General features: G+C 59.7%; 23 protein-coding genes. 10 read left to right on the top strand and 13 right to left on the bottom strand.

The features are described 5' to 3' along the window. Nucleotides 1–40: 40 nt before the first annotated feature. From G463_RS0103070 to G463_RS0103055, 4 genes are all read left to right on the top strand, one after another. Nucleotides 41–1,768, top strand: coding sequence for a 2-oxoacid:acceptor oxidoreductase subunit alpha (locus G463_RS0103070; protein WP_026974017.1), 1,728 nt, complete (start codon nucleotides 41–43; stop codon nucleotides 1,766–1,768). Between the two features lies 1 nt (nucleotide 1,769). Further along, complete coding sequence (locus G463_RS0103065; RefSeq protein ID WP_026974016.1) at nucleotides 1,770–2,636, top strand: 2-oxoacid:ferredoxin oxidoreductase subunit beta; 867 nt, start codon at nucleotides 1,770–1,772, stop codon at nucleotides 2,634–2,636. Between the two features lie 127 nt (nucleotides 2,637–2,763). Continuing rightward, the gene (locus tag G463_RS0103060) at nucleotides 2,764–3,261 is read left to right on the top strand and encodes a DUF4149 domain-containing protein (RefSeq protein WP_169725412.1); all 498 of its coding nucleotides are present in this window, start codon (nucleotides 2,764–2,766) and stop codon (nucleotides 3,259–3,261) included. 6 nt (nucleotides 3,262–3,267) lie between these two features. Continuing rightward, nucleotides 3,268–3,597 carry a hypothetical protein gene (locus tag G463_RS0103055; protein ID WP_026974014.1) on the top strand — a complete coding sequence of 110 codons (330 nt, stop codon included), beginning with the start codon at nucleotides 3,268–3,270 and terminating at the stop codon, nucleotides 3,595–3,597. 3 nt (nucleotides 3,598–3,600) lie between these two features. Here the strand turns inward: G463_RS0103055 and G463_RS0103050 are convergent, their stop codons facing one another. Both G463_RS0103050 and G463_RS0103045 read right to left on the bottom strand, forming a co-directional pair. Then, nucleotides 3,601–4,095, bottom strand: a complete 495-nt coding sequence (locus tag G463_RS0103050; protein WP_035485364.1) for a divergent PAP2 family protein — start codon at nucleotides 4,093–4,095, stop codon at nucleotides 3,601–3,603. Nucleotides 4,096–4,225: 130 nt separating this feature from the next. Then, on the bottom strand, nucleotides 4,226–5,326 hold the full coding sequence (locus G463_RS0103045; protein ID WP_051321859.1) for a M42 family metallopeptidase: 1,101 nt from the start codon (nucleotides 5,324–5,326) through the stop codon (nucleotides 4,226–4,228). A 120-nt stretch (nucleotides 5,327–5,446) separates the two neighbouring features. Here G463_RS0103045 and G463_RS0103040 point away from each other — a divergent pair, with 120 nt between their 5' ends. Continuing rightward, a complete protein-coding gene (locus G463_RS0103040; protein ID WP_026974011.1) occupies nucleotides 5,447–5,773 on the top strand; it encodes a YunC family protein in 327 nt (108 codons plus the stop codon). A 60-nt stretch (nucleotides 5,774–5,833) separates the two neighbouring features. On the opposite strand, the gene G463_RS0103035 is transcribed toward G463_RS0103040, so the two are convergent. After that, nucleotides 5,834–7,081, bottom strand: a complete 1,248-nt coding sequence (locus tag G463_RS0103035; RefSeq protein WP_026974010.1) for a glycosyltransferase family 2 protein — start codon at nucleotides 7,079–7,081, stop codon at nucleotides 5,834–5,836. A gap of 241 nt (nucleotides 7,082–7,322) precedes the next feature. On the opposite strand from G463_RS0103035, the gene G463_RS0103030 reads away from it, so the two are divergent. Further along, on the top strand, nucleotides 7,323–7,922 hold the full coding sequence (locus G463_RS0103030; RefSeq protein WP_026974009.1) for a DedA family protein: 600 nt from the start codon (nucleotides 7,323–7,325) through the stop codon (nucleotides 7,920–7,922). Here the strand turns inward: G463_RS0103030 and G463_RS0103025 are convergent. The 5 genes from G463_RS0103025 to G463_RS0103005 form a co-directional block, all read right to left on the bottom strand. Then, on the bottom strand, nucleotides 7,919–9,184 hold the full coding sequence (locus tag G463_RS0103025) for an HD domain-containing protein (RefSeq protein ID WP_026974008.1): 1,266 nt from the start codon (nucleotides 9,182–9,184) through the stop codon (nucleotides 7,919–7,921). The genes G463_RS0103030 and G463_RS0103025 overlap by 4 nt on opposite strands. 81 nt (nucleotides 9,185–9,265) lie before the next feature. Then, nucleotides 9,266–9,622, bottom strand: coding sequence for a HesB/IscA family protein (locus G463_RS0103020; protein WP_026974007.1), 357 nt, complete (start codon nucleotides 9,620–9,622; stop codon nucleotides 9,266–9,268). Nucleotides 9,623–9,693: 71 nt separating this feature from the next. Next, nucleotides 9,694–10,176: a peroxiredoxin gene (locus G463_RS0103015; protein WP_211227378.1), complete on the bottom strand. Its 483-nt coding sequence runs from the start codon at nucleotides 10,174–10,176 to the stop codon at nucleotides 9,694–9,696. Nucleotides 10,177–10,210: 34 nt separating this feature from the next. Further along, the gene (locus G463_RS0103010) at nucleotides 10,211–11,671 is read right to left on the bottom strand and encodes an aminotransferase class I/II-fold pyridoxal phosphate-dependent enzyme (protein WP_026974005.1); all 1,461 of its coding nucleotides are present in this window, start codon (nucleotides 11,669–11,671) and stop codon (nucleotides 10,211–10,213) included. 16 nt (nucleotides 11,672–11,687) lie between these two features. After that, nucleotides 11,688–12,158 (bottom strand): YwhD family protein, encoded by a 471-nt coding sequence (locus G463_RS0103005; protein WP_026974004.1) that lies wholly within the window; start codon nucleotides 12,156–12,158, stop codon nucleotides 11,688–11,690. Nucleotides 12,159–12,348: 190 nt separating this feature from the next. On the opposite strand from G463_RS0103005, the gene G463_RS18440 reads away from it, so the two are divergent. Next, nucleotides 12,349–12,978, top strand: a complete 630-nt coding sequence (locus G463_RS18440; protein ID WP_245575670.1) for a SpoIID/LytB domain-containing protein — start codon at nucleotides 12,349–12,351, stop codon at nucleotides 12,976–12,978. 25 nt (nucleotides 12,979–13,003) lie between these two features. Then, nucleotides 13,004–13,762 carry a hypothetical protein gene (locus G463_RS23405; RefSeq protein ID WP_084171162.1) on the top strand — a complete coding sequence of 253 codons (759 nt, stop codon included), beginning with the start codon at nucleotides 13,004–13,006 and terminating at the stop codon, nucleotides 13,760–13,762. 68 nt (nucleotides 13,763–13,830) lie between these two features. Here G463_RS23405 and G463_RS0102990 read toward each other — a convergent pair whose 3' ends face one another. The 5 genes from G463_RS0102990 to G463_RS18420 all read right to left on the bottom strand — a co-directional run bounded on the left by G463_RS0102990 (nucleotide 13,831) and on the right by G463_RS18420 (nucleotide 19,728). Then, nucleotides 13,831–15,006: a pyridoxal phosphate-dependent aminotransferase gene (locus G463_RS0102990; RefSeq protein WP_026974003.1), complete on the bottom strand. Its 1,176-nt coding sequence runs from the start codon at nucleotides 15,004–15,006 to the stop codon at nucleotides 13,831–13,833. Between the two features lie 255 nt (nucleotides 15,007–15,261). After that, nucleotides 15,262–16,683 (bottom strand): PTS fructose transporter subunit IIC, encoded by a 1,422-nt coding sequence (locus G463_RS0102985; RefSeq protein ID WP_245575669.1) that lies wholly within the window; start codon nucleotides 16,681–16,683, stop codon nucleotides 15,262–15,264. After that, complete coding sequence (pfkB, locus tag G463_RS18430; RefSeq protein WP_051321857.1) at nucleotides 16,680–17,651, bottom strand: 1-phosphofructokinase; 972 nt, start codon at nucleotides 17,649–17,651, stop codon at nucleotides 16,680–16,682. The genes G463_RS0102985 and pfkB overlap by 4 nt, the downstream gene beginning before the upstream one ends. Before the next feature lie 4 nt (nucleotides 17,652–17,655). Further along, nucleotides 17,656–18,435 carry a DeoR/GlpR family DNA-binding transcription regulator gene (locus G463_RS18425; RefSeq protein ID WP_035485360.1) on the bottom strand — a complete coding sequence of 260 codons (780 nt, stop codon included), beginning with the start codon at nucleotides 18,433–18,435 and terminating at the stop codon, nucleotides 17,656–17,658. Between the two features lie 390 nt (nucleotides 18,436–18,825). Beyond that, nucleotides 18,826–19,728, bottom strand: a complete 903-nt coding sequence (locus G463_RS18420; protein WP_051321856.1) for a glycerophosphodiester phosphodiesterase family protein — start codon at nucleotides 19,726–19,728, stop codon at nucleotides 18,826–18,828. Nucleotides 19,729–19,786: 58 nt separating this feature from the next. Here G463_RS18420 and G463_RS0102965 point away from each other — a divergent pair, with 58 nt between their 5' ends. Together G463_RS0102965 and G463_RS18415 are read left to right on the top strand one after the other, a co-directional pair. Next, on the top strand, nucleotides 19,787–20,116 hold the full coding sequence (locus tag G463_RS0102965; RefSeq protein ID WP_026974001.1) for a hypothetical protein: 330 nt from the start codon (nucleotides 19,787–19,789) through the stop codon (nucleotides 20,114–20,116). A gap of 95 nt (nucleotides 20,117–20,211) precedes the next feature. Beyond that, entirely contained in the window at nucleotides 20,212–21,642 is a 1,431-nt protein-coding gene (locus G463_RS18415) for an FtsW/RodA/SpoVE family cell cycle protein (protein WP_169725411.1), read from the top strand. Nucleotides 21,643–21,645 lie beyond the last annotated feature (3 nt).

Genomic DNA, 21,645 nt, shown 5'->3' with positions numbered 1-21,645 from the left:
GAGGCGCAATGGCAGAGCATACAGAGGAGTGGACAAACACATGCTAGAGCAGCTTTCCTGGAAAGTCGGCGGCCAACAGGGGGAAGGTGTGGAGAGCACCGGTGAAACGTTTGCGGTTGCGCTCAACCGCCAAGGCTATTATGTCTATTCTTTTCGCCATTTTTCATCGCGCATCAAAGGCGGACACTCCAACGACAAGGTTCGCGTGAGCCTGCGCCGGTACCGCGCCAGCTCCGACCACACGGATGTGCTGTTGGCGTTCGACCAGGAGTCGATTGATCTCAACGTCGGTGAAGTGAAACCCGGCGGCATCGTGATTGCGGACGAGAAATTCCATCCGACGGCTCCAGATCACGTCCGGCTGTTCGTGGTGCCCATCACCAAGCTGGCGGAAGCGTGCGGATCGGCCATCATGAAAAACATGGTCTCGCTCGGCGCCTCGGCGTGCGTCCTCGGTTTACCCGTGGATATTTTCGCGGAGGTGATTGAAGAACGGTTTGCGCGTAAAGGACAGAAGGTGGTTGAACAGAACATGGAAGCAGTCCGCCGCGGCTTTGAGTACGTGAAGGAGCTGGGCGGCGCGGATCCGGCATTCGCCCTGAAACCGGCGGATGGAACGCGGCGGCTGTTCATGATGGGCAATGAAGCGCTGGGACTGGGCGCGTTGGCCGCAGGGGCCCGCATCATGCCCGCATATCCCATCACACCTGCGTCCGACGTGATGGAATACCTGATTAAGAAGTTCCCGAAAGTGGGCGGGGTTGTCGTTCAGACGGAGGACGAAATTGCGGCCATGACCATGGCCATCGGCGCGGCGTACGGCGGAGCCCGCGCGCTCACCTGCACCTCCGGCCCGGGCCTGTCGTTGATGATGGAAGCGATTGGCCTGTCCGGCATGACCGAAACGCCCGTGGTGATTATCGACACCCAGCGCGGCGGCCCATCCACCGGTCTGCCGACCAAACAGGAGCAATCGGATTACCTGGCCGCTCTGTTTGGCACACACGGCGAAATCCCGAAAATTGTGTTGACGCCGGCCACCCCGGAGGAGTGTTTCACCGTGATGGGACAGGCTTTCAACTACGCGGAACAGTACCAGTGTCCCGTGATTGTCCTGACGGATCTGCAGCTTTCTCTGAGCAAACAGACAACGGATTTGCTGTCTCTGGACCAAATCCAGATTGATCGCGGGCAGTTAGTGACCGAAGCGGAAATTGCCGCCACGGACGCCAAGGCCCATTTTCAACGCTACGCCCTGACCGACAGCGGCATTTCACCGCGGGTTCTGCCGGGCACGAAGGGCGGCCTGCACCACGTCACCGGCGTGGAGCACGCGGAGAGCGGTCAGCCAAACGAATCCGCGGAGAACCGCGCAAAGATGATGAGCAAACGGCTGCGCAAACTGGTCGGCGTGGAACTGCCGGGCAGTGTGGTCAAGACGGGCGACGCGTCTCCGGAAGTCGCTCTGGTCGGGGTCGGATCGAACATCGGTGCTATAGGCGAAGCGGCGGAACGGCTGCGCGCGGACGGTTTGCGGGTCAGCCACGTTCATCTGCACGCCCTGCTGCCGTTTCCGGTGCAGGCGCTGCAATCCGCCATTGCGGATGCGAAACGCGTGCTGGTGGTGGAAAACAATGCGACCGGACAAATCCGCCATCTGATGGCTCACTTCGGCGTAGAGCACGACCACATCGACGGTTTGAATAAATTCAACGGCCAGCCGTTCCTGGCTACCGAAATCTATGAACACGTGAAGGGAATGGTGTGAGATGGCAACGGTCAAGGATTTTCGCAACGATATCCGCCCCAACTGGTGCCCGGGCTGCGGAGACTTCTCCGTACAGGCGTCCATCCAACGGGCGCTGGCGGCCATGGGCAAGGAGCCGCACGAGGTGGCGGTCATTTCCGGCATCGGCTGCTCCGGGCGAATTTCCGGGTACATCAACAGCTACGGATTTCACGGAGTGCACGGCCGGGCGCTGCCGACCGCGCAGGGCGTGAAGCTGGCCAACCGCAATCTCACGGTGATTGCGGCCGGCGGTGACGGCGACGGCTTTGGCATCGGCCTGAACCACTTCATGCACGCTGTTCGGCGGAATGTGGATATCACGTACATCACGATGGACAACCAGATTTACGGACTGACGAAAGGCCAACATTCTCCCACCAGCGCCCACGGATTCGTGGCCAAGACCACACCCGCCGGCAACATTGAAAACGCGCTGGTGCCGTCTCAGATTGCCCTCGGCGCCGGCATTGGGTTCCTCGCGCAGGGGTTCTCCAGCGACGTCAATCAACTGGTCTCACTCATCCAACAGGCCATCGAATATCGGGGATTTGCACTCATTAATGTGTTCAGCCCGTGCGTGACCTACAACAAGGTGAACACGTACGATTTCTATCGCGAAAACATCACCAATCTCGAAACCGTTGAAGATTACGATCCGACTGATCGCGCGTTGGCCATGCAGACGGTGTTGGAAACCCGCGGTCTCTGCACCGGACTCATTTACCGGGACGACGAGCGAGTTTCGTATCAGGACCAGATTCCGGGGTACTCCGAACAGCCGATTGCCTCCATGGACCTTCACCTCGCGCCAGAACTGTTCGCGAATGCTCTGAAAGAATTTGCGTAACGCACTACAGGCGCGTATGATGGAAATCAATGCGGATGGGCTGTTGTCCATCCGCATTTCCAACGAACCGTGGTGCGATGCACCTGTTGACCGAAGCGTGTACCATTCCCCGAAAGAGGAGCGACGTGTGTTGAACCGAATTCTTACCGCCGTCGGCTTCACGGCGGCTGCGCTATGGCTGGGCGCCGCGTGTTACTTCACCCTGTTTGCCGCGAGTGAGCTGTTTTCCGCGTTACCGGTGGATACGGCGGGACAGGCCGTGGGCGCACTGTTTCCGACCTTCTTCTCGCTGTGCACCATCCTGTCGCTGGTGGCCGTGCTTGCTTTCTATGCGCTGCTGCGCCGCATGCGCCGCGTGACACGTACATATCGGGGATTTCTCTGGGTGGGGCTGTTGGGCATGGTGCTCAACGCAGTCAACCAATTCTACATGTTGCCGAACGTGCAGCGACTGGAAGCCAAAATGGGGTCCATCAGCAAAGCGACTCCCGCGCTCGCCCATCAGTTTTACACTTGGCACGGCATCTCCATGGGCCTGGAGCTGCTGGCAGTACTGGCTGCGGCCGCGCTGTTTGTGAGTATGGCTGCGCTCGTACGGTGGCCATTCGACGACGCAACGAGGTGATGTACCATGTCGGAGACACGCCGTTTGTCAGCCCTTCGGCTGCCGGATGGATGTGTCATGCGCCGGAAGGAATTGTACGAATATGTAACGCCGGAGTACATCTATGATGTGGAGCTGTATGAACAGGCGGATGGCACGTTCTACGCGGTGGGACTGCCGCGGGGCAGCCAACGGGTGGTAATCTACGGCAGCTCCGTGCTGCCGTCTGCCGAACAGGCTCTCCAGCAGTTGGTGGACAAAATTCAACGCGACGGTATGCCGCAGCGTCCTTCAGACATCCCTTCGAGCGTTGCGGCACCATCGGACGGCACAGAACTCCCGGACGGCGACGCATAACGTTCACCACCACTTCCCGAACATGGCGCCAATCAGCACCCCCAGCACGGCTCCCGCCACCACCTCCGGCGGCTCATGCCCCAAGATTTCCTTCAGCCGCTCCCCCTCGACGTTTGGGTTCGAGGGGGGACGAGGGGTCAAGCCGGACTTCTGCAGTTCCAAGGCAATGCGATTCAAGAGTGCGGCGTGTTCTCCGGCATGGCGCCGAATACCGCCCGCATCATACATGACGACAGCGGCAAACACCACTGCCGTCGCGAAGACTGGAGACTGCGGTCCCACCACGTAGGCCAAGGCGGTGACCAATGCCCCTGCGCCAGCCGCGTGGGAGCTTGGCATACCGCCTGCATCAATGACTTTGTGAAAATCCCACACCCGATACTGTAGGAAATGAATCGGAACTTTGAGCACCTGCGTGATCAGAATGGCAGAGAAGGCTGCCACAAGCGCCGTATTATGCCAAATGCCTTCGATGAATCGAATCAGGTCGTGAATCATGCCGTCCTCCGCTCCATGCCTTGTCACAGACCGCACGCGATGCTGCAGGCCCGCTGCGGGGAGCCGTCAAGCGGCATCCCCGCGCACGCGCCACTCATTCGAAGCGCCCTGGGCTTGCACTTCCATCACGTCAATATTGTTGAATGTCTTCCACTGTGCTCGCATCCAAACGACGAACCAATTCAGCGACCAGGCGAACCGCATTGTCAAAATCGTCCTGATGGTACACCGCCGAATGACTGTGAATATACCGCGTCGGAAATCCAATGGACACAGATGGAACCCCGGAGGCGTGCGTGTGGAATTTACCAGCGTCCGTGCCACCACCCGAGACGTACTCCACCTGTACCGGCAGCCCCGCGTCAGCCGCCGTGTCGAGAACGAAATCACGGAATCGGGTATTCGGAATCATGGAGCCATCGTAAATCAAGAGAATGGGCCCTTCCCCACACCGGCTCAGCGCTTCCGTCTTCTTCATGCCCGGCGTGTCACCGGCAATCCCGACGTCCAGTGCAATGGCCACATCCGGGTCCACCGTGTGCACCAGCGTTTGTGCGCCACGCAGCCCCACTTCTTCCTGGGCCGTGGCACCGGCGAACAGGACGTTCGGATGGCTCTGCCCCTGCAAAGCGCGGAGCACCTCGACGGCAGCCGCGCTCCCCAGGCGGTTGTCCAATGCTTTGGCCATGAAGTACTTGCCATTCGCGAGCGGCGTGAAGGGACCCCAAGGAGAAATCGGATCACCCGGGCGCACACCGAACGATTCAGCTTCCTCCTTGTCCTTCACGCCGATATCAATATACATGTCCTGAATTTTGACGACCTTGTTGCGTTCTTCCGCCGTGAGCAGGTGGGGCGGTTTAGACCCGATGACCCCCATCAATTCGCCCTTTCGCGTATGAACCACAACCCGCTGCGCCAACATCACCTGAGACCACCAGCCGCCGACGGTCTGAAAATACAGGAACCCATCGTCGGTGATGTGTGTCACCACCATGCCGATCTCGTCCAGGTGACCGGCAATCAACACCTTCGGCCCACTTGCGTCCCCCGTTTTCTTGCCCACCACGCCGCCGAACCTGTCGCGAATCAGTTCCTCCGAGACCGGCGCCAGGTAGGACTCATACAACTTTCGTACATTCCGTTCAAATCCAGAAATACCGTGTGCGTCCGCCAGACGCTGAATCAGTTCCCTGCTTGTCGTCACCGCATGCAACCTCCTGTCAAACATGCCGTACACTTTCTCATCGTATCATATTGCGCACGCTCGATCGAAGCATGCCGTACCGGTGGCACACTTTGTGGATTTCACCATAAGCTGAATGGGAGCCATCCGAAGGGGGATACAGGTATGGTGAAAGTTGAGCCGCTCTGGATTGGGGACTATTCCGTCGTGTCCATCGAAATCCATTTGCCGAAAACCAACCTGTTGATTCTGCAGACAGAAGCCGGATACGTCATGTGCGGCGCCCTGGACGTACAGCTGCTTCGGGAGAAGCTGGCTGATCGCCGTGTTGTCGCGGCACGCGCCGTCGGCGTGAAAACCATGGACGAGTTGTTGAACGCCACGGTGGAATCCTGCACGCAGACCGCAGAGGAAATTGGGATTTATCCCGGCATGCCGATTCGCGACGCGGTGGTCACGATGATTGAAAAGGCCCCGACCATCGTCCAATGACACAGAGCGAGGCTCGCCGGCGAACAAAGCTCGGCAAGCCTCATCCCAAGGGCGCTCCAATCAGCGACTGCGCAGTTCGTCCAGCCGAATCGCGCGTTTGTGCACCGTGTGGGCCCAACGGCGGTTCGTCTTGGTGAAGTATGCCTGAAACACCACCGGTCCCCATGTCCACAGGAAAAACGGCAGCAGAATCAACCCGACGTACGCTTTCCAGTTGACCCGTTCCAAGAACAGCGCCAACGGCATTTGCAAATACAAAAAGACATTCACCGCAACCCAGAAGTCCGTCGGCAGGAACGACGCGACGTGAGACATCAGCGAGGTATGCGGCGTTGAGATCTGCAGCAACAGCATCAGCGACGTCAGGAAGAGAATCAGAAAACGCGCGGGCTGGAACAGGTAGACCCCGGCGTCAAACTTGACAAAATTGCGCTCCCGAATCCCGGCCATCAGCAGGGGCACCATGTGGTGCTTCGCGCAGTGGAAATGCCCCTGCATCCAACGCAGGCGCTGCCGCATCGACGCCAGCAGCGTGGTCGGTTTTTCGTCATAGACCACCGCATCGTGCGCCCAAATGGGAATGATGCCACGTTCCACACAGCGGACACCGAACTCGAGATCTTCCGTGAGGCCGGTTGCTCCCCATCCCATCTCTTTGAGTAATGCCATGTCGATGCACAATCCCGTACCTCCGAGGGAGGACGACAAGTGCAAATTTTGACGGGCATTTTGCCACATGCGATTGCTGTACCAATAGGAGATGGCCATGGACACGCTGACCCAGGTGTCGAATGGATTTTTGACGCCCAGGTATCCCTGAATGACCTTGTTCCCTTCAATCAACTTATCATTCATGATGCGCAGAAAGTCGGGCGCCACCAGATTGTCGGCGTCGAACATCACAATCGCGTCGTACTGGACATTCGACGACCAAAGTCGCTCCAACATCCACTCAATGGCAAATCCCTTGCCGCGCTTTTCGTGATCCGTGCGAATATGTACCACGGCGCCGTGACGACGTGCGACATCCGCGGTATGGTCTGTGCAGTTGTCGGCAATGACGTGTATATCGAACAGCGCTTTTGGATACTCTTGAGCAGTAAGGCTGTCAATGAGCGGTCCAATCACGCGCTCCTCGTTGTGTGCCGCGATGATGACCGCAAACCGCTTTGCCGGGTCGTGGCGAATCGGCTCCCGCTTGTGCCAGATCCCAAACAGGGACATCACAATCTGGTATACGCCAATCGCACCCGTGAACAGCTGCATCGCGAGATAAACCACATTCAACATCGCGTGAAGCAAGGGCATGCACGTTCCCTCAGCTTTCTACAGGGTCACTGACTCCCTGAGTTTTTCAGCCTGTCGATGGGCGACCGGCAACCGCTCGGGCCGTCCCAGTCTCACGCCCATCCACGCTGTCAACCACCCCATCCATTGTGCGGAGATCCGCTGGGTCTGTCAACCCCAATCCCCCGCCGAAGCATTCACAAACGGCGCCACATCGTGTACGATGTACAAGATTGAAGACTTCACCGAGGAGGATTTCGTTGTGGCGGCCCACCTCAGCACATTCATCTCGCACTATGGTAGTCTGGCCATCTTTGTGCTCATGACACTGGAAAGCATTTTCTTGCCCGTCGGTGAACCGGTCATGGGCTACGCCGGCTACTTGGCGTATACCCACGAGCTGTCCTTCTTTGGCGCGGTGGTGGTTGGCACCATCGCCAATGTGATTGGAGGCACCATCGCCTACGCCATCGGCCTCTACGGCGGACGCCCCTTCATCCACCGTTATGGACGATATGTCCTGCTTTCGCAATCCCATCTGCAGCGCGCCGAGCGTTGGTTCGCCAAATACGGCGAGTGGACCGTGTTCTTCGGCAGGCTGTTGCCCGGCGTACGAACCGTCATTTCGTACCCCGCCGGTGTGGCCAAAATGCGCCTAGGCAAATTCTTCGTCTTTTCGGCGCTCGGGTCGCTTCCGTGGAATTTCGCCATGGTGTTTGCCGGATTTCAACTGGGCAAACATTGGGAAAAACTAGATTCCTTACTCAAACCCCTTACATATTTCGGTGTGTTGGTGCTGGTTGTGGCTATCGTGTGGTTTTGGTTCGGCAAGCGCCGCGCCAGCGCAGGGCGGCAGCCTTAACCAGAGACAGGTGCCCCGCCGGACACCACCGACCGTACGCGATGCTGGAACGGACCTTCCGTCTCCAGCATTTCTTTTGGCAAGACCAAGCAGTACTCCGCGTCCGGGTTCAGAGACCGAACGACCTTGGAGACGCGGCTGAGTTCCTGCACGCTCCCTCCGCCGGAAAGCACGAAGATGCCCTGGCCCTGATACACGTACGCCGAAACTTCCGATCCGCGCCCGCACACGTAGTAATCCGGATGAAACCCCATCGCCCTGGCCGCAGTTCGGAGCACCGCCCATTCCTCCGAACTGGGTTCCGAGCGGATGATGGGCGCGAACAGCTTGCGCTCCAAAAAGCGTTGCGCCAAATCGCGGAGCACCGGATCGGAAGATCTCGCCCAACTGTGAAACGCATACTGCAGCGTCGATTCGTCCACCGCCAGGTATTCCCGCACCGTGACCGCATCCTGCCCCTCAAACAGCGCCACCAACTCGTGAGGCATATCCACCGACTGGCCGGACTTCCAAAGCTCGTCCGCCCTGCGCAAGATCTGCGCGACGAGCAGATCACTGCCCATGGTTACCGGATGCAGGTACACCTGGGTATACATGAAGTAGCGCGCCAGAATGTACTGCTCGGCGGTATGCAGCCCACTTTGCTTGAGCACCACCGTGCCCTCGTGCAGTGCCAGCGAACGGATTAGCCGAGCCAGCTCAAAGCGGCCGTAGGATACGCCCGTGTGCAGCGCATCGCGCAGCAGGTAGTCCATCCGGTCGACATCCAGTTGACTGGTGATCAACTGCTGAATGTACGGGTGCCGACCATCCTTTCGGAGTACGCCGGCCAACTCAGACGCAAAGGTATCGTCGATTTCCGCGAGCACCGATGCAAGTTCATCATCTTCCATGAGAATCCGCTGCGTCCACTGCTCGTGATGAACCGGATAAATTCGCTCGAAGGTATGCGAAAAGGGTCCATGTCCGACATCGTGAAGCAGCGCCGCGGACAACGCCAACCGGCGCTCGCGCAAATCGGCGGGCCATCCGTACTCTCGCTGCAAGTAGTGCAGAACGCGGCGCATGGTTTCGTAGGCGCCGAGCGAATGGGTGAAGCGACTGTGCTCCGCGCCGTGAAATGTTAAATAGGAAGTCCCCAATTGACGAATGCGGCGCAGCCGCTGCACGGCCGCTGTGTTCACCAGGCGCCAGATCCAAGGATCATCCACCAGGATCTCGTCGTGCACCGGGTCTTTCAGCACTTTTTCGAACCATGCCAATCCGCTTCACCTCTCGGCTTGTCCCATTCGGTTGACCCATGTCGAAAAAAGCCCGCTCACCCACGGTGAACAGGCTTGTTCTCAGACGTCGCAGGCCCCAGGCTGCCCCGCCTGATCCGCAGTCCGAAAGCTGGAGCCGCATCCGCAGGTGGACGTGGCGTTGGGATTCATAATCCGAAATCCGGAACCATCGAAATTGTCCACGTAGTCGACCTCGGAACCGTCGATGAGCGACAGGCTTTCCTTGTCAACCACCACAGTGACGCCTTGAATTTCATACTTCAAATCTGTATCTTTCGGGCCATCGAGCGCCATGCCGTAGCTGAACCCGGTGCATCCGCCCGGCTTGACGTAGATGCGAAGCGCGCTCTCGTCCTCACCGCGACCGGCGATCATTTCACGCAACTTGTCCGCCGCACTCTCGGTCAGTGTAATCAAAGCGCAACACTCCCTTCTTCCATTAGTATACCGCCATTGGACCGGTCTGTGAACGGCGTCGCCGCCTCGCGTCAACCCTTCAGCGAGCGAACGAAGGTCAGAACCGCCTCAGCGTGTCCATCCACCTTGACCCGGGGGTAAATCTTCGCAATCCGGCCGTCACCGTCCAACACAAACGTGGTGCGTTCAATCCCCATGACCTTTTTGCCGTACATGTTCTTTTCCTTGATGACTCCGTACGCCTCGCAGACGCTGCCGTCCGTGTCCGCCAGCAGGGTCAATCCCGACAGAGCATGTTTGGCCATGAACTTTTCGTGAGAAGGGATGCTGTCCCGGGATACCCCGAGAATGGCAGCGCCCTCCGCCTCAAACTCCGGCGAAAGATTGCAGAACGTCTTGGCCTCCAACGTGCAGCCCGGCGTGTCGTCTTTCGGATAAAAGTACAGCACCACCACCTTGCCCGCGAGCGACGCAAGCGACACCTCTCCGCCCGACGTCGCCGGCAGTGTGAACGCGGGCGCCATCTGGCCCTCTTGCAACTGTGCCAACGTCATCCCCTCCCGCTTTCATCCCTTGGAACGGAAGATTTCAACCGGCTGACTTCACCACTTTGACGTAGCGAATCTCCGGATCATCCGGGCCTTGTACAGGAAGCCCAGCCCGAAGGTTTTCCTCAATATAATCGATGTTGTCCTGCGTCACAATTTCCCCGGGAAGCAAAATCGGTATTCCCGGCGGATAGACCATAATCATTTCTGCAATCGTTCGTCCGACGGACGCGTGGAGTGGAACGATTTCCGTCTCCGCATAAAACGCCCTGCGGGGCGACATGCTCAGCACCGGCATGGACGGTGTCTTCACCACCGCGCTGCGGCGGTCGATGTTGTCTTTGTACAGCTGCGAAATCTGTTCCAGCGCATGCACCAACGCGTTCACGTCCGCCTCGTCGTCCCCCCAGGAAATGATGCACAGCACGTTGTACAAGTCGCTCAACTCGACCTCGATGTTGTACTCCTCGCGCAGCATCTGTTCCACGTCGAAGCCGCGGATGCCCAGATCCTTCACGCACACCGTCAGCTTGGTCGGATCCAACGCATAGGTTGCACTGCTGTGCAGGATTTCCTCGCCGGGACAGTACAGGCCGGGGATGGCATTGATGCGGCGCCTTGCGTCGTCGGCCAGGCGAATCGCTTTTTCCACCCGCTCCCGCCCGTGCAGCGCGAGCTGTTTGCGGGCGACGTCGAGCGAAGCCAACAGCAGATAGGAGGTGGATGTGGTTGTCAGCATGCTGAGCACGACTTGGACGTGCCGCGGATCGACCAAACCTTCCCGCACGTTGAGCACGCTCGATTGCGTCATCGATCCGCCCAGTTTGTGCACGCTGGTGGCCGCCATGTCCGCCCCTGCCTGCATGGCCGACATGGGCAGCCGTTCGTGAAACGGCGTGAGACTCCCATGCGCCTCATCCACGAGCACCGCCACGCCGCGCGCGTGAGCCAGCTCCACAATGCGCTGCAAATCCGCCGCCACGCCGAAATAGGTCGGGTTGATGACGACAATGGCCTTGGCATCCGGATGGTCTTCGAAGGCCTTCTCCACCGTTTCAACGGACAATCCGTGCATAATCCCGAGTTCGTGGTCCACCTCCGGATGCAGGAAGACCGGCATGGCGTCCGCCAGCATGACCGCTGTGAGCACGGACTTGTGCACATTGCGCGGCACGAGAATTTTGTCGCCAGGTCCCACCGTGGCCAGCACCATGGTCATGATGGCCGTACTGGTGCCCTGCACAGAAAAAAAGGTATAGTCAGCGCCGAACGCTTCCGCCGCCAATTCCTGCGCCCGCTTGATCATGCCGGTTGGATTGTGCAGATCGTCCAGGGGAGCAATGTTAATGAGATCCAGAGCCAGCGCATTCTCCCCGATGAACGATTGGAAGTCGTCGTCCATGCCGCGGCCGCGCTTGTGCCCGGGAATGTGAAACTGCAGCGGCTGCCGTTTCACGTGGTTCAATAAGCCTGTGAACAGCGGTGTTTCCGATTGATTCAACGAGCTACCCCTCTCTCTATTCGGCAGAGCCGGCGAATGCGGCGCGAAATTCGGGGGCGGCGTGTTCCCACAGGTCCGGCCGCACGCGCACGAGATAGTCCCGCGCAGCTGCGACAACAGCCTCCGGCACCCCCGTCACATCCACCTGCCCCTTGACAGCCTTGTCCATTTTATTGACCTGTTCCGCAAGTGATTTGTACCCCAGACGGTTGGTTTCGTCAACCAGCAATACAAACGGCATCGCACCGTGAAATCCCATCTGCCCGTCTCTGCGCTTCAGCGTAATCCAAAACACGTACACCGTGCGAGGATCTGTCAATTCGTCAGCCGATTTCACAAAGGTCAATGAGCGCTCCAATTGACTCTTTGCATGAATCGCGCCGTTGTCCACAAACACCTTATCGCCATCGACAAATAGTGCGGACAATCCCTTCAACGTGTCATCCGCGCTGTGATTGCTCTTTCCCGTCAAGCCGAGCTTCTCCATGGCCATCCTCCTTCGTCGCGGTGGTTCCGCCGCCCGCCAGCAGCCGAAGCCTTGGGAGACGCACTTATTGTACCGATTCCCGACCGCAATGTCATGCGCAGGCGCTTCTCAGGCGCCGTCCGTGCATAGCTCCCGCAGGGCCTGGGAAAGGTAACGGTATCTCTGAATCTCGCACAGCAGGGGGAGGCCTATGAAGAAACGATGGATGTCCGGGTTTGCCTGTGCCTTGGTTTACTTCGTCGGCGCGCTGGTTCCACCGCAAGCCAGCGCACAGGTGAATACCATCTACAACACCGCGCCGCCGAGCGTGATTCGCGTCGCCATTCGTCAACAGAATGTCAGCGGAGAATCGGATCCGCGCGGGCGCATCGCCTGGGTGCAAACGGTGCCCTTTGAACAATATGTGGAAGACGTCCTGCCCAATGAGTGGATGCCGTCGTGGCATCCGGACTCGCTGCGGGCGGGTGCGATGGCGGTCAAGATGTTCGCCTGGTACCACCACTTGCATCCGGTGACGATTGACGGTTTCACGTTCGACGTGGACAATACCGTCAATTTCCAGACCTATCGGGCTTGGTCGAGACAGGAGGATACAAACCGCGCCGTCGAATCGCTGCGGCGGTATGTGTATGTCAAGCCGAACGGTGAAATCATCGAATTAAACTACCGCGCCGGGTATGAGAACGACCCGAACTGGCAGTATCGCAATGCCCAGAAAATGGCTCAATGGGGCAGTCAGTATTGGGCCGAACGCGGCCGCAACTACGTACAGATTCTGCAGTTTTACTACATGGACAGAGCGCTGCGCCGCGTTCCCTGACGGCGGTGTGCAGGAGGTGTGAACAGTGTTCAAGAGGTTTCCAACTGGTAAGACCGTTGGCCTGTGCCTGGTGGCCGCAGGCCTGGGGCTGTGGTCACTGCCCAACGTTCCAGGGACGTGCGGCGGGACCGCCGTCCCCACCGTCGCGGCACCTGCGGAAGGGACGCAGACAACCGCACCAACGCCAGCGCATCCGCAGCGAACGCAGCTGCAGCATCCCGCACAACCTCGGGCGGGACAAACCTCGCCTGCGAACGATGCGAGACCGCAGCCGGGTCAGAATGCGTCACCAGCACCGCAGCCGACGCCGAGACCGGCCAATCCGACCGAGCCCACCAACAAATTCTCCCCGTATGTGCCGATTCCCAGATCTCAGCTGCGGATCCGCGTCATCGATGGGCGGAGCCAGCAGCCCATCCAGGGAGCGGAGGTGGTGATTCTGGAGACCGAACAGCGGCTGCACACAGGGGCGGACGGGCTCACGCCCTGGGCGGACGCCCCCGTTCTGCGCGATCCGAGGTTTCGGCCGATGGTGGCCGAGCTGCACGGCCAACTCGGTGCCATCGCGTACAAAAATGGTTATCGGGATTCCATCCACCTCGGTATTCGAATGCACGAGGGCATCCGCAACGAAACGACCATCTGGATGTACCGCCTGGGACCTGGGGACAGCCGCGTCGAGCCGGTGTTGTACCAGGTCCCTTACCACCGCCTGTGGCTGATTCAGTTGGCGGACAAGTTTCGCAGCAAAACCCAGCCCGGCGAAGGACCGGAACGCCCCTGATGGACGTGGTGAGGACGCGTGTCCTCGCCACGTTTTTTGTTCGCTTCCCCCGCTCGCAGAGGGGACCGTTACGAATGAACGCGCACCGCCCCGGCAATCCGCAGCGCCGCCTCGCGAAGTCTATCTTCGGTGGTGAGCAGTCCCACGCGAACGTATCCCTCGCCGTGTTCGCCAAATCCGACGCCCGGTGCCACCGCCACATTCGCCTCCGTGAGCAGAAACTCCGCGAAGGTGGTGGCGGAAAAGCCCTGCGGCACCGGCATCCAGACGAAAAACGATCCGCCAGGGCTCGGACACACCACCCCGTGTTCGCGCAGCGCGCCGACGAACGCGTCGCGACGGCGTTCGTACATCCGAACCAAATCTGTCACGCACTGTTGAGGCCCGGTCAGCGCAGCGATGGCCGCGCGTTGGACCGCGGCGAACAGAGACACGTAGTAGTGGTCCTGAAACTGGTTCACAGCCCTTACCACCTCTTCATTCCCAACCAGGAATGCAATCCGCCAGCCCGCCATGTTGAAGGTCTTGCTCATGGTGTAAATTTCGACGCCAATGGCTTTGGCGCCCGGCGTCTGCAGGAACGACGGCGGTTTCACGCCATCAAAGCCAATGGCCCCGTACGCAAAGTCGTGAATCACCAGTACGCCGTGTTGATCCGCAAACCGCACCACGTCCTCGAAAAACGTCGAGGTTGCGGTGGCGCCGGTGGGATTATTCGGATAATTGAGAAACATCAGCTTGGCGGCGCCGCGCACGGACGCTGGAATAGCCGACAAATCCGGCAAGTATGCGTTGTCCGGCAACAGCGGCATCTTTTCCATACGCCCCCCGGCGAGCGCAATGCCGCTCCAGTAATCTGGATACCCTGGGCTCGGCACCAGCGCGACATCCCCCGGATTCAGATAGATCTCACTCAACTCCACCAGTCCGGTTTTGCCGCCAAACAAGACCGCCACTTCTGTGTCCGGATTGAGAGAAACCCCGTATTCCCGGGCGTAAAATGCTGCAACCGCCGCTTTCAACTCCGGCAGTCCGGTGAACGGAGGATAGCGGTGCGTCGATGGATCGAGCGCGGCCTCTCGCAGGGCCTCCACGATGTGGGAAGGCGTTGGTTGATCCGGATTTCCCTGTCCGAGGTTGATGACGTCGTGACCCGCCTGCATGCGTGCGTTCACCTGCGCCACAAGACCGGCAAAAAACTGTTTGGGCAACTGTTGCATTCGTTGGGATGTTGGATACCGCATGTCCGTTCACCTCTTCGCTTCACTCTTGTCCCATTGTCGCACGGGAAGTGCTGTGCGCGCAACGAGATCGTCCAACGCGAACGTGCCAGCGAGGGGCACAAAGAAGCCGCCGGCTGGACGGATTCGGCTCCGCGCAGCCAGCGGCGGTCAGCAGCATTCCTGCTTTCGCCAACAGATACACGTCAAGGGACAGAGATCTAAGTCCGATCTGAGCATCACCTGGAATCCGCGGCCGATGCGGAACCACCGGCACCTTTACGCGGCCACGCTCGTGTCCTGTTGCATCACGGGTTTCTTCAGCACAAGAATCAATCCGGCGCTGACGACCGCGCCAATCAAGATGGCGAGGATGTACTGAACCACGTTCCCGATCAGCGGGAAGACGAAAATTCCTCCGTGCGGCGCGGGCAGAGTGACCTGGAACAGCATGCTCAGAGCCCCTGTGACCGCCGAACCCACCATGATGGATGGAATCACGCGGAACGGATCGTTGGTGGCGAAGGGAATGGCCCCCTCGGTGATGAAGCAGGCGCCGAGCACCAGAGCCACTTTCCCCGCCTCCCGTTCCTCCGGCAGGAATTTGCGCTTGTTGATGAAGGTTGCAAACGACACCGCCAACGGCGGTACCATTCCAGCGCCCATCACAGCCGCCATAATCACCTCGGACTCGTGCGTATGACTGCCGAGCAGTCCCACCGCGAAGAGATACGCCACCTTGTTCACGGGACCGCCCATGTCGAACGCCATCATGGCACCGAGCAACAGGCCAATCCCCACGGAGCCTGTGGCGCCGATGCTGTCCAGGCCGTTCTTCATCCACTGCATGACTGCGGCAATGGGCGAACCGAGCACGAAAATCATCAGCAATCCGACAATTCCGACCGACAGCACAGGCAAGATCAGCACCGGCATCAGCCCTTCGAGCGCCCGCGGCAGCCGGATCCACTGCTTCAACCACTTCGTGACGTAGCCTGCCAAGAATCCAGCCAAAATGCCGCCGAGATAACCCGCGCTGGCATTGTCGTCGCCGAACATCCACCCCTGCGTGCCAATCCAGCCGCCAATCAACCCAGCCGCGAACGCGGGCCGGTCACCGATGGACTGCGCGATGAACGCGGCGAGAATCGGCACGAACAATGCGAACGCTGATTTACTACCAATATTCATGAATGCCTGCGCCAGCGGTGATTGATTGTCGATGTCCACCGCGAACGACAGCGCGATAAAAATGCCGCCCGCCACCACCAACGGCAGCATGTGCGACACGCCGTTCATCAGATGACGATACCCCGCCGGCATACTCGCTTTCTTTTGCGCCTTGCCTTCCGCGACCTGACTCAGGTAGTCGCTCCCGCGCTCGGCGCCGCACACCGGCTGCTTCAAAGCGTCCTCTATGAGTTGCTGCGGCGCTTTAATGGCGCTGGTGACCGACGTTTGCAGCAAGCGCTTTCCATGAAATCGATCCAAATCGACCGCTTTGTCCGCGGCGATGATGACGGCATCGGCGGCGCGGATGTCCTCTTCCGTCAGCGCCTGCTCCACGCCGGATGCTCCCTGCGTCTCCACCTTTATCTCCACGCCCATCTTTTCCGCCGCTCGCAACAGCGACTCCTGCGCCATGTAGGTGTGCGCAATGCCCGTTGGACAGGCGGTGACAGCAACCAGTTTCGTCGTCACAATACTCCCCTCCATTCCGAAATCCGAATCCGCTCCATCATTTGCATCACCGCCGCGTTGTCGGGCCGCATGGTGCCGGATGTTTGCACGGCCGCCGTCGCAGCGGCCGCCGCGAAGCGAAGCGCCTGTTCCACGTCCCGTCCGCTCACCAGCGCGTGCAACAAACCTGCCACCGCGGTGTCGCCGGCGCCCACAGCCGAAACCACTTCCACGGCGGGCACCTCGATTCGCCACGCGCGTTCAGCAGCCACAGCGAGCATTCCGCGGGCTCCTAAAGACACAACGACCAAGTGCACCCCGGCATGGACCACTGCGCGCGCCGCGTCCACCACATCCGCATCCGTTGCAAGCGGGCGACCCACCAGTTCCTCCAGCTCGTGATGGTTCGGCTTGATGATGTCCGGGCCCGCCAGTATGCCCTGGTGCAATGCGCGGCCACTGGAATCCAACAGCGTCTTCACACCGAGGCTCCGCGCCTCCACAATCGCCGTCTGGTACCAGTCCTCCCGGCAGCCATCCGGCAGCTTGCCGCAGAAGGCCACCCACGCAGCCGACTTCGACAATTCGCGCAGATGCTTCGAAAACGAGCTCCACTCCTCGTCGGCGGGCGGCGCCGAAGCGCTGTTCAACTCGGTCAAGCGGCCACCCTGCTCCACAATCTTCACGTTCAACCGAGTTTCCGCAGCGGTGTGTGTAAATTGCACCGCCATACCGGCCTCTGTCAGTTGGGATTCAATCCAGCGCCCGCGTTCGCCGCCCACAAACCCGGTCGCCACCACAGGGGTCCCGAAGGCGTGAAGCGCCTTCGCCACGTTGATGCCTTTGCCCCCCACGAACTGTTGCGGCCCCGGCACCCGGTGCAGAGTTCCCGGCTGCAGCGTATCCACCTGCAGGAACAGGTCCACGGCCGGCGTCAGCGTCACCGTCACCACGCGTCGATTCTGTCCCAACTGCTCCACATTGTTCATGCTGTCAATCCCCTTGTTGAGCTTCTCCCGCGAATTGCACGCATACCGTTTCGTGCGCCAAGCGCTCCAGATCCGTGGCTGAAAGCGGTGCATCCGTAATGAACGTGTCCACATCGCCCATATCGCAGATCTTCACCAAACTTCGCTGACGCAGTTTGCTGTGGTCGGCAACCAGTACCACTTCTCGGGCCGCGCGCATCATGGCCCGCTTGGTCGCCGCCTCGACCGCGTTCGGCGTGGTGATACCGTGCACGAAATCCACGCCATTCGCGCCCAGAAACAGCCGATCCACGTGCAGTTGAGCGAGCAGCATCTCCGTGAACGGCCCGACCATGGCCCCCGTCGTGGTGCGCAGTTCACCACCGAGCACCACCAACTGGACGCGTTGATAGGTGGACAGTTCCTGTGCGATGGCGAGGCTGTTGGTCACCACCGTCACGTCCATGTCCGGCAACAGGCGAGCGATTTGCAGCGTGGTCGATCCCGAATCCAACAGCACCGTATCCCCGGGCCGAATCATGTCGAGCGCCCGCTTTGCAATCTGCACTTTCTCCGCCAAACGTTGGGCGTGTTTCTCCTGAATGGTAGCTTCAAACCCGGCCATTTCCAACGGCACGGCCCCGCCGTGGGTTCGCTTCAGGAGGCCCTGTTCGTCGAGTTCCTGCAGATCCCGACGAATGGTGGATTCCGAGGCTCCAAACATCACCGCCAATTCGGAAACCGTCGCGCTCTGTGCTCGCTCCAACCAATCCAAGATTCGCCGCCTGCGCTCATCTGCCAGCATGGTTTCACCCCCTTCCATCCCCCGTCGACTTCCGCCATTTTCAATCAAATAATGATCATATGTGACTGACTATGATTTCTTACGCTCATTATAGGATGCGAGTTCTTCCGCGTCAACAATGTTATGTAAGCGAATTCTTGATCAATAAATCAAGGTATTTTCGCAGATTCGTTGACCATCACGTTCGTGCATCCTTTTGCGCGCAATTTCGATGAACATCAATCATAAATGAGCAAACGGAGTTCGGCTTCCACACGCATGTGGTCCTCCCGACTGGTTGGCGCTCCTTCTCCACCGCGAGCATGTGTTGGCCATCCAACGGCCGGAAAGGCAAACGTGAGGGGAACATCCCATCCATGCCCGGATGGGAACAGGGGGAAGCGTGTCTTTTCAAGCAATGGTTGTCCGAAGCCATTCGGCGCGCACCGCCACCGCCGTCTCTGGGCGATTGGTCACCAGGCCATCCGCGCCCATGTCCAACAATTTACGCATCCGATCCGGCTCATCCACGGTCCACACGTGCACCTTGACGCCCGCGCGATGCGCCGCATCCACAAACCGCGCCGTGACCACCGGCACGCCGCGCATCGACTGCGGAACCTGCAGCGCGAGGTACGGCAGGCCGTCCGGGATGGAGCGCCGCATCCACACCCTCCGGCAGAACGCAAAGGTTTCACGCACCGAGGCGCTGGTCGCAATGCCTCGGTTCATGGCCCGAATCTGGCGCAGGATGCTGTCGTGAAACGACGCCAGCAAGACCCTGGATTCGGCGCCAAGTGCATGAATGGTTTTCAACAGTTGACGCAGGCTTCCCGGCTGTTTCGGCTTGACGTCGATGTTGAACCGAGCGGTTGGAAAGGCCGCCAACGCCTCCTCCAGCGTCGGTATGGTGATTCCCTGACCGCGAAACGGATGGGTCACTCCGCCATCCGGTGAAAACCGGTACCCGAAATCGAGCGACTTCAGTTCGGCGAGGGTGAGCGTGCGGATGGCGCCGCAGCCGTCGCTCACGTGATCCACGACTTCGTCGTGGCACAGCACCATCACCCCGTCCTTGGTCCAGTGCATGTCCGTTTCGATGATCTCTGCTCCCGCTGCCAAAGCGGCTTCAAAGGCGCACAGCGTGTTGGCTGGACACTGTGCACTGTTCCCTCGATGGGCCAGCACCACCGGCGCACTATCCGCTAAATAGGGGTGAACCCTCTGCACCATATCCGCCCTCCACTCGGTGGTTTCGTCCTGAGTGTAATACAAAATGGCCGCGTTCGGCGGGGATGGCTCGAATTTGGGCACCCGCCGTCTCCGGGCGGGCGATTGCCCCATAGACTGGTGCCGTAAAGGAGGGGCAGATATGCCAGTCACACACCGTCTGCTGCATAGGTTCTTGGGACAGCACGTGGCGTGTCACACCCACTTTGGTACCTTTCGCGGGGTGATTGTGCATTGTTCGAAACGCTACATCATCCTGGGCGTGGCCCATCGGGATGATCCGGTCTCGCCATGGACTGCCGATGCCATCCCCGAGCCCCATCGCCCCTGGTTCGGCGGTCCCCCCGGCCCAGCCGGTCCCGGCTATCCGCCCGGCACAGGCCCCGGCGGAAACTGGGGAGGCGGTTGGGGTTTGGCGATTCCACTGGCTGCCATTCTTGGGATTACCGCCATCGGCATGCACTGGTGGTGAGCGCATGCGCGTCCTTCCTACGTCCTGCCAAGCAGGGGATTGGATCTCGGATGTCGAAGAACATCCTGTTGCACTTTGGCGGGGAGGTGACGCGCTTGCAACGACAACGACACCAGGTCGATTACGTATTGTTTTTCACCGTTATTATCCTCACAGCGGTGGGCGTGCTCACCATTTTTTCGGCAAGTACGGTGATTGCTATCCAACATGGTATGCCGCCCGCCTATTACGCCAATCGGCAATTGCTCTTTGGCATCGTCGGCACGGGGTTCATGATTGGTCTCAGCTTCGTTCCCGCGCAGACGTGGTATCGTATGGCACCGCTGCTGGCGGGGATCAGCCTCATCCTCCTGGTGCTGGTGCTCATCCCTCACGTTGGACAGTCTCTCGCAGGCGGCCGTCGGTGGCTCGGTGCGGGTTCTCTGCGTCTGCAGCCTTCCGAAATGGCCATCATTGCGGTGCTCCTGTACCTGTCCTTCTTTTTCACCAAAAAGGTGACACTCTTACATAGCTTTAAGAAGGGAATGCTTCCGGCCGTCATCGTAACCGGGCTGGCCTTCCTGCTCATCATCTTCGAACCGGACATGGGCACCGCGATGACCTTGCTCGCCTCCTGCATGGTGCTCCTGTTCGCGTCCGGCGCGCGGATGAAGCCGCTGCTGCTGTTGATGGGCGCGCTGGCCCCCATCATTGTCGGGTTCGGCTTTCTCGAGTCGTACCGTTCCGCCCGGATTCAGGCTTGGCTCGACCCATTTCACAGTGCAAACGCGTACCAATTGTTGCAGGGGTTCACGGCGATGGCCGCCGGAGGCTGGTTCGGCCGCGGTTTTGACATGAGCATTCAAAAGATGGGATACCTGCCCGTCCCGCAGATTGACTTCATCTTTCCTGTGTTCGTGGAGGAATGGGGGTTTCTCGGCGCCATCGCGCTGATTGCCACATTTGCCGTGTTGATCTGGCGCGGCTTTCACACCGCGCGCAGAGCCCCGGATCGGTTCAGTTCCCTGCTGGCACTGGGGTTGACTGGCATGATCACGTTCAAAACCATCATCAACCTCGGCGCCGTGACCGGACTTCTTCCCGTCACAGGCATTCCGCTCCCGTTCATCAGCTACGGAGGAACTTCGCTGCTGATGAATCTGTCGGCGATGGGGATATTGTTGTCCATTTCCCGAACCACGCTGTTAGAGGAGCCTGAGGAAGATCAGCTGGCGGATGTGATTCCCGTGGAAGACGCGAAGCAGCGGCGACAACAGCGGCCTCCCGCAGCGGCCCGCGCTCCCGTACCCGCCTTTGGGCGGTCTCAGACTGCGTACGCCCGTTCGGCCGAGGTGCGCCCGTTGCCGCGGCGCGGCCGGACGAATTCCGCGCCCTCGTCGTGGCGAAGCCAGAAACATCCGGTGCAGCCGCAGCGCACGTCCATAGCGCCCGCGAAAAGTTGGCGGGAAACAAACCAATCTCTGCCTCCCGGCGGTGGACTGGATCGCGGCAAACCGCGGCGTAAACCAAAATTTCGAAAGGACTGAGTG

This window comes from Alicyclobacillus contaminans DSM 17975 (genome assembly GCF_000429525.1).
GTDB lineage: Bacteria > Bacillota > Bacilli > Alicyclobacillales > Alicyclobacillaceae > Alicyclobacillus_A > Alicyclobacillus_A contaminans.
Note: the sequence above shows the minus strand (reverse complement) of the source record. Positions and strands in the feature narration are given on the sequence as shown.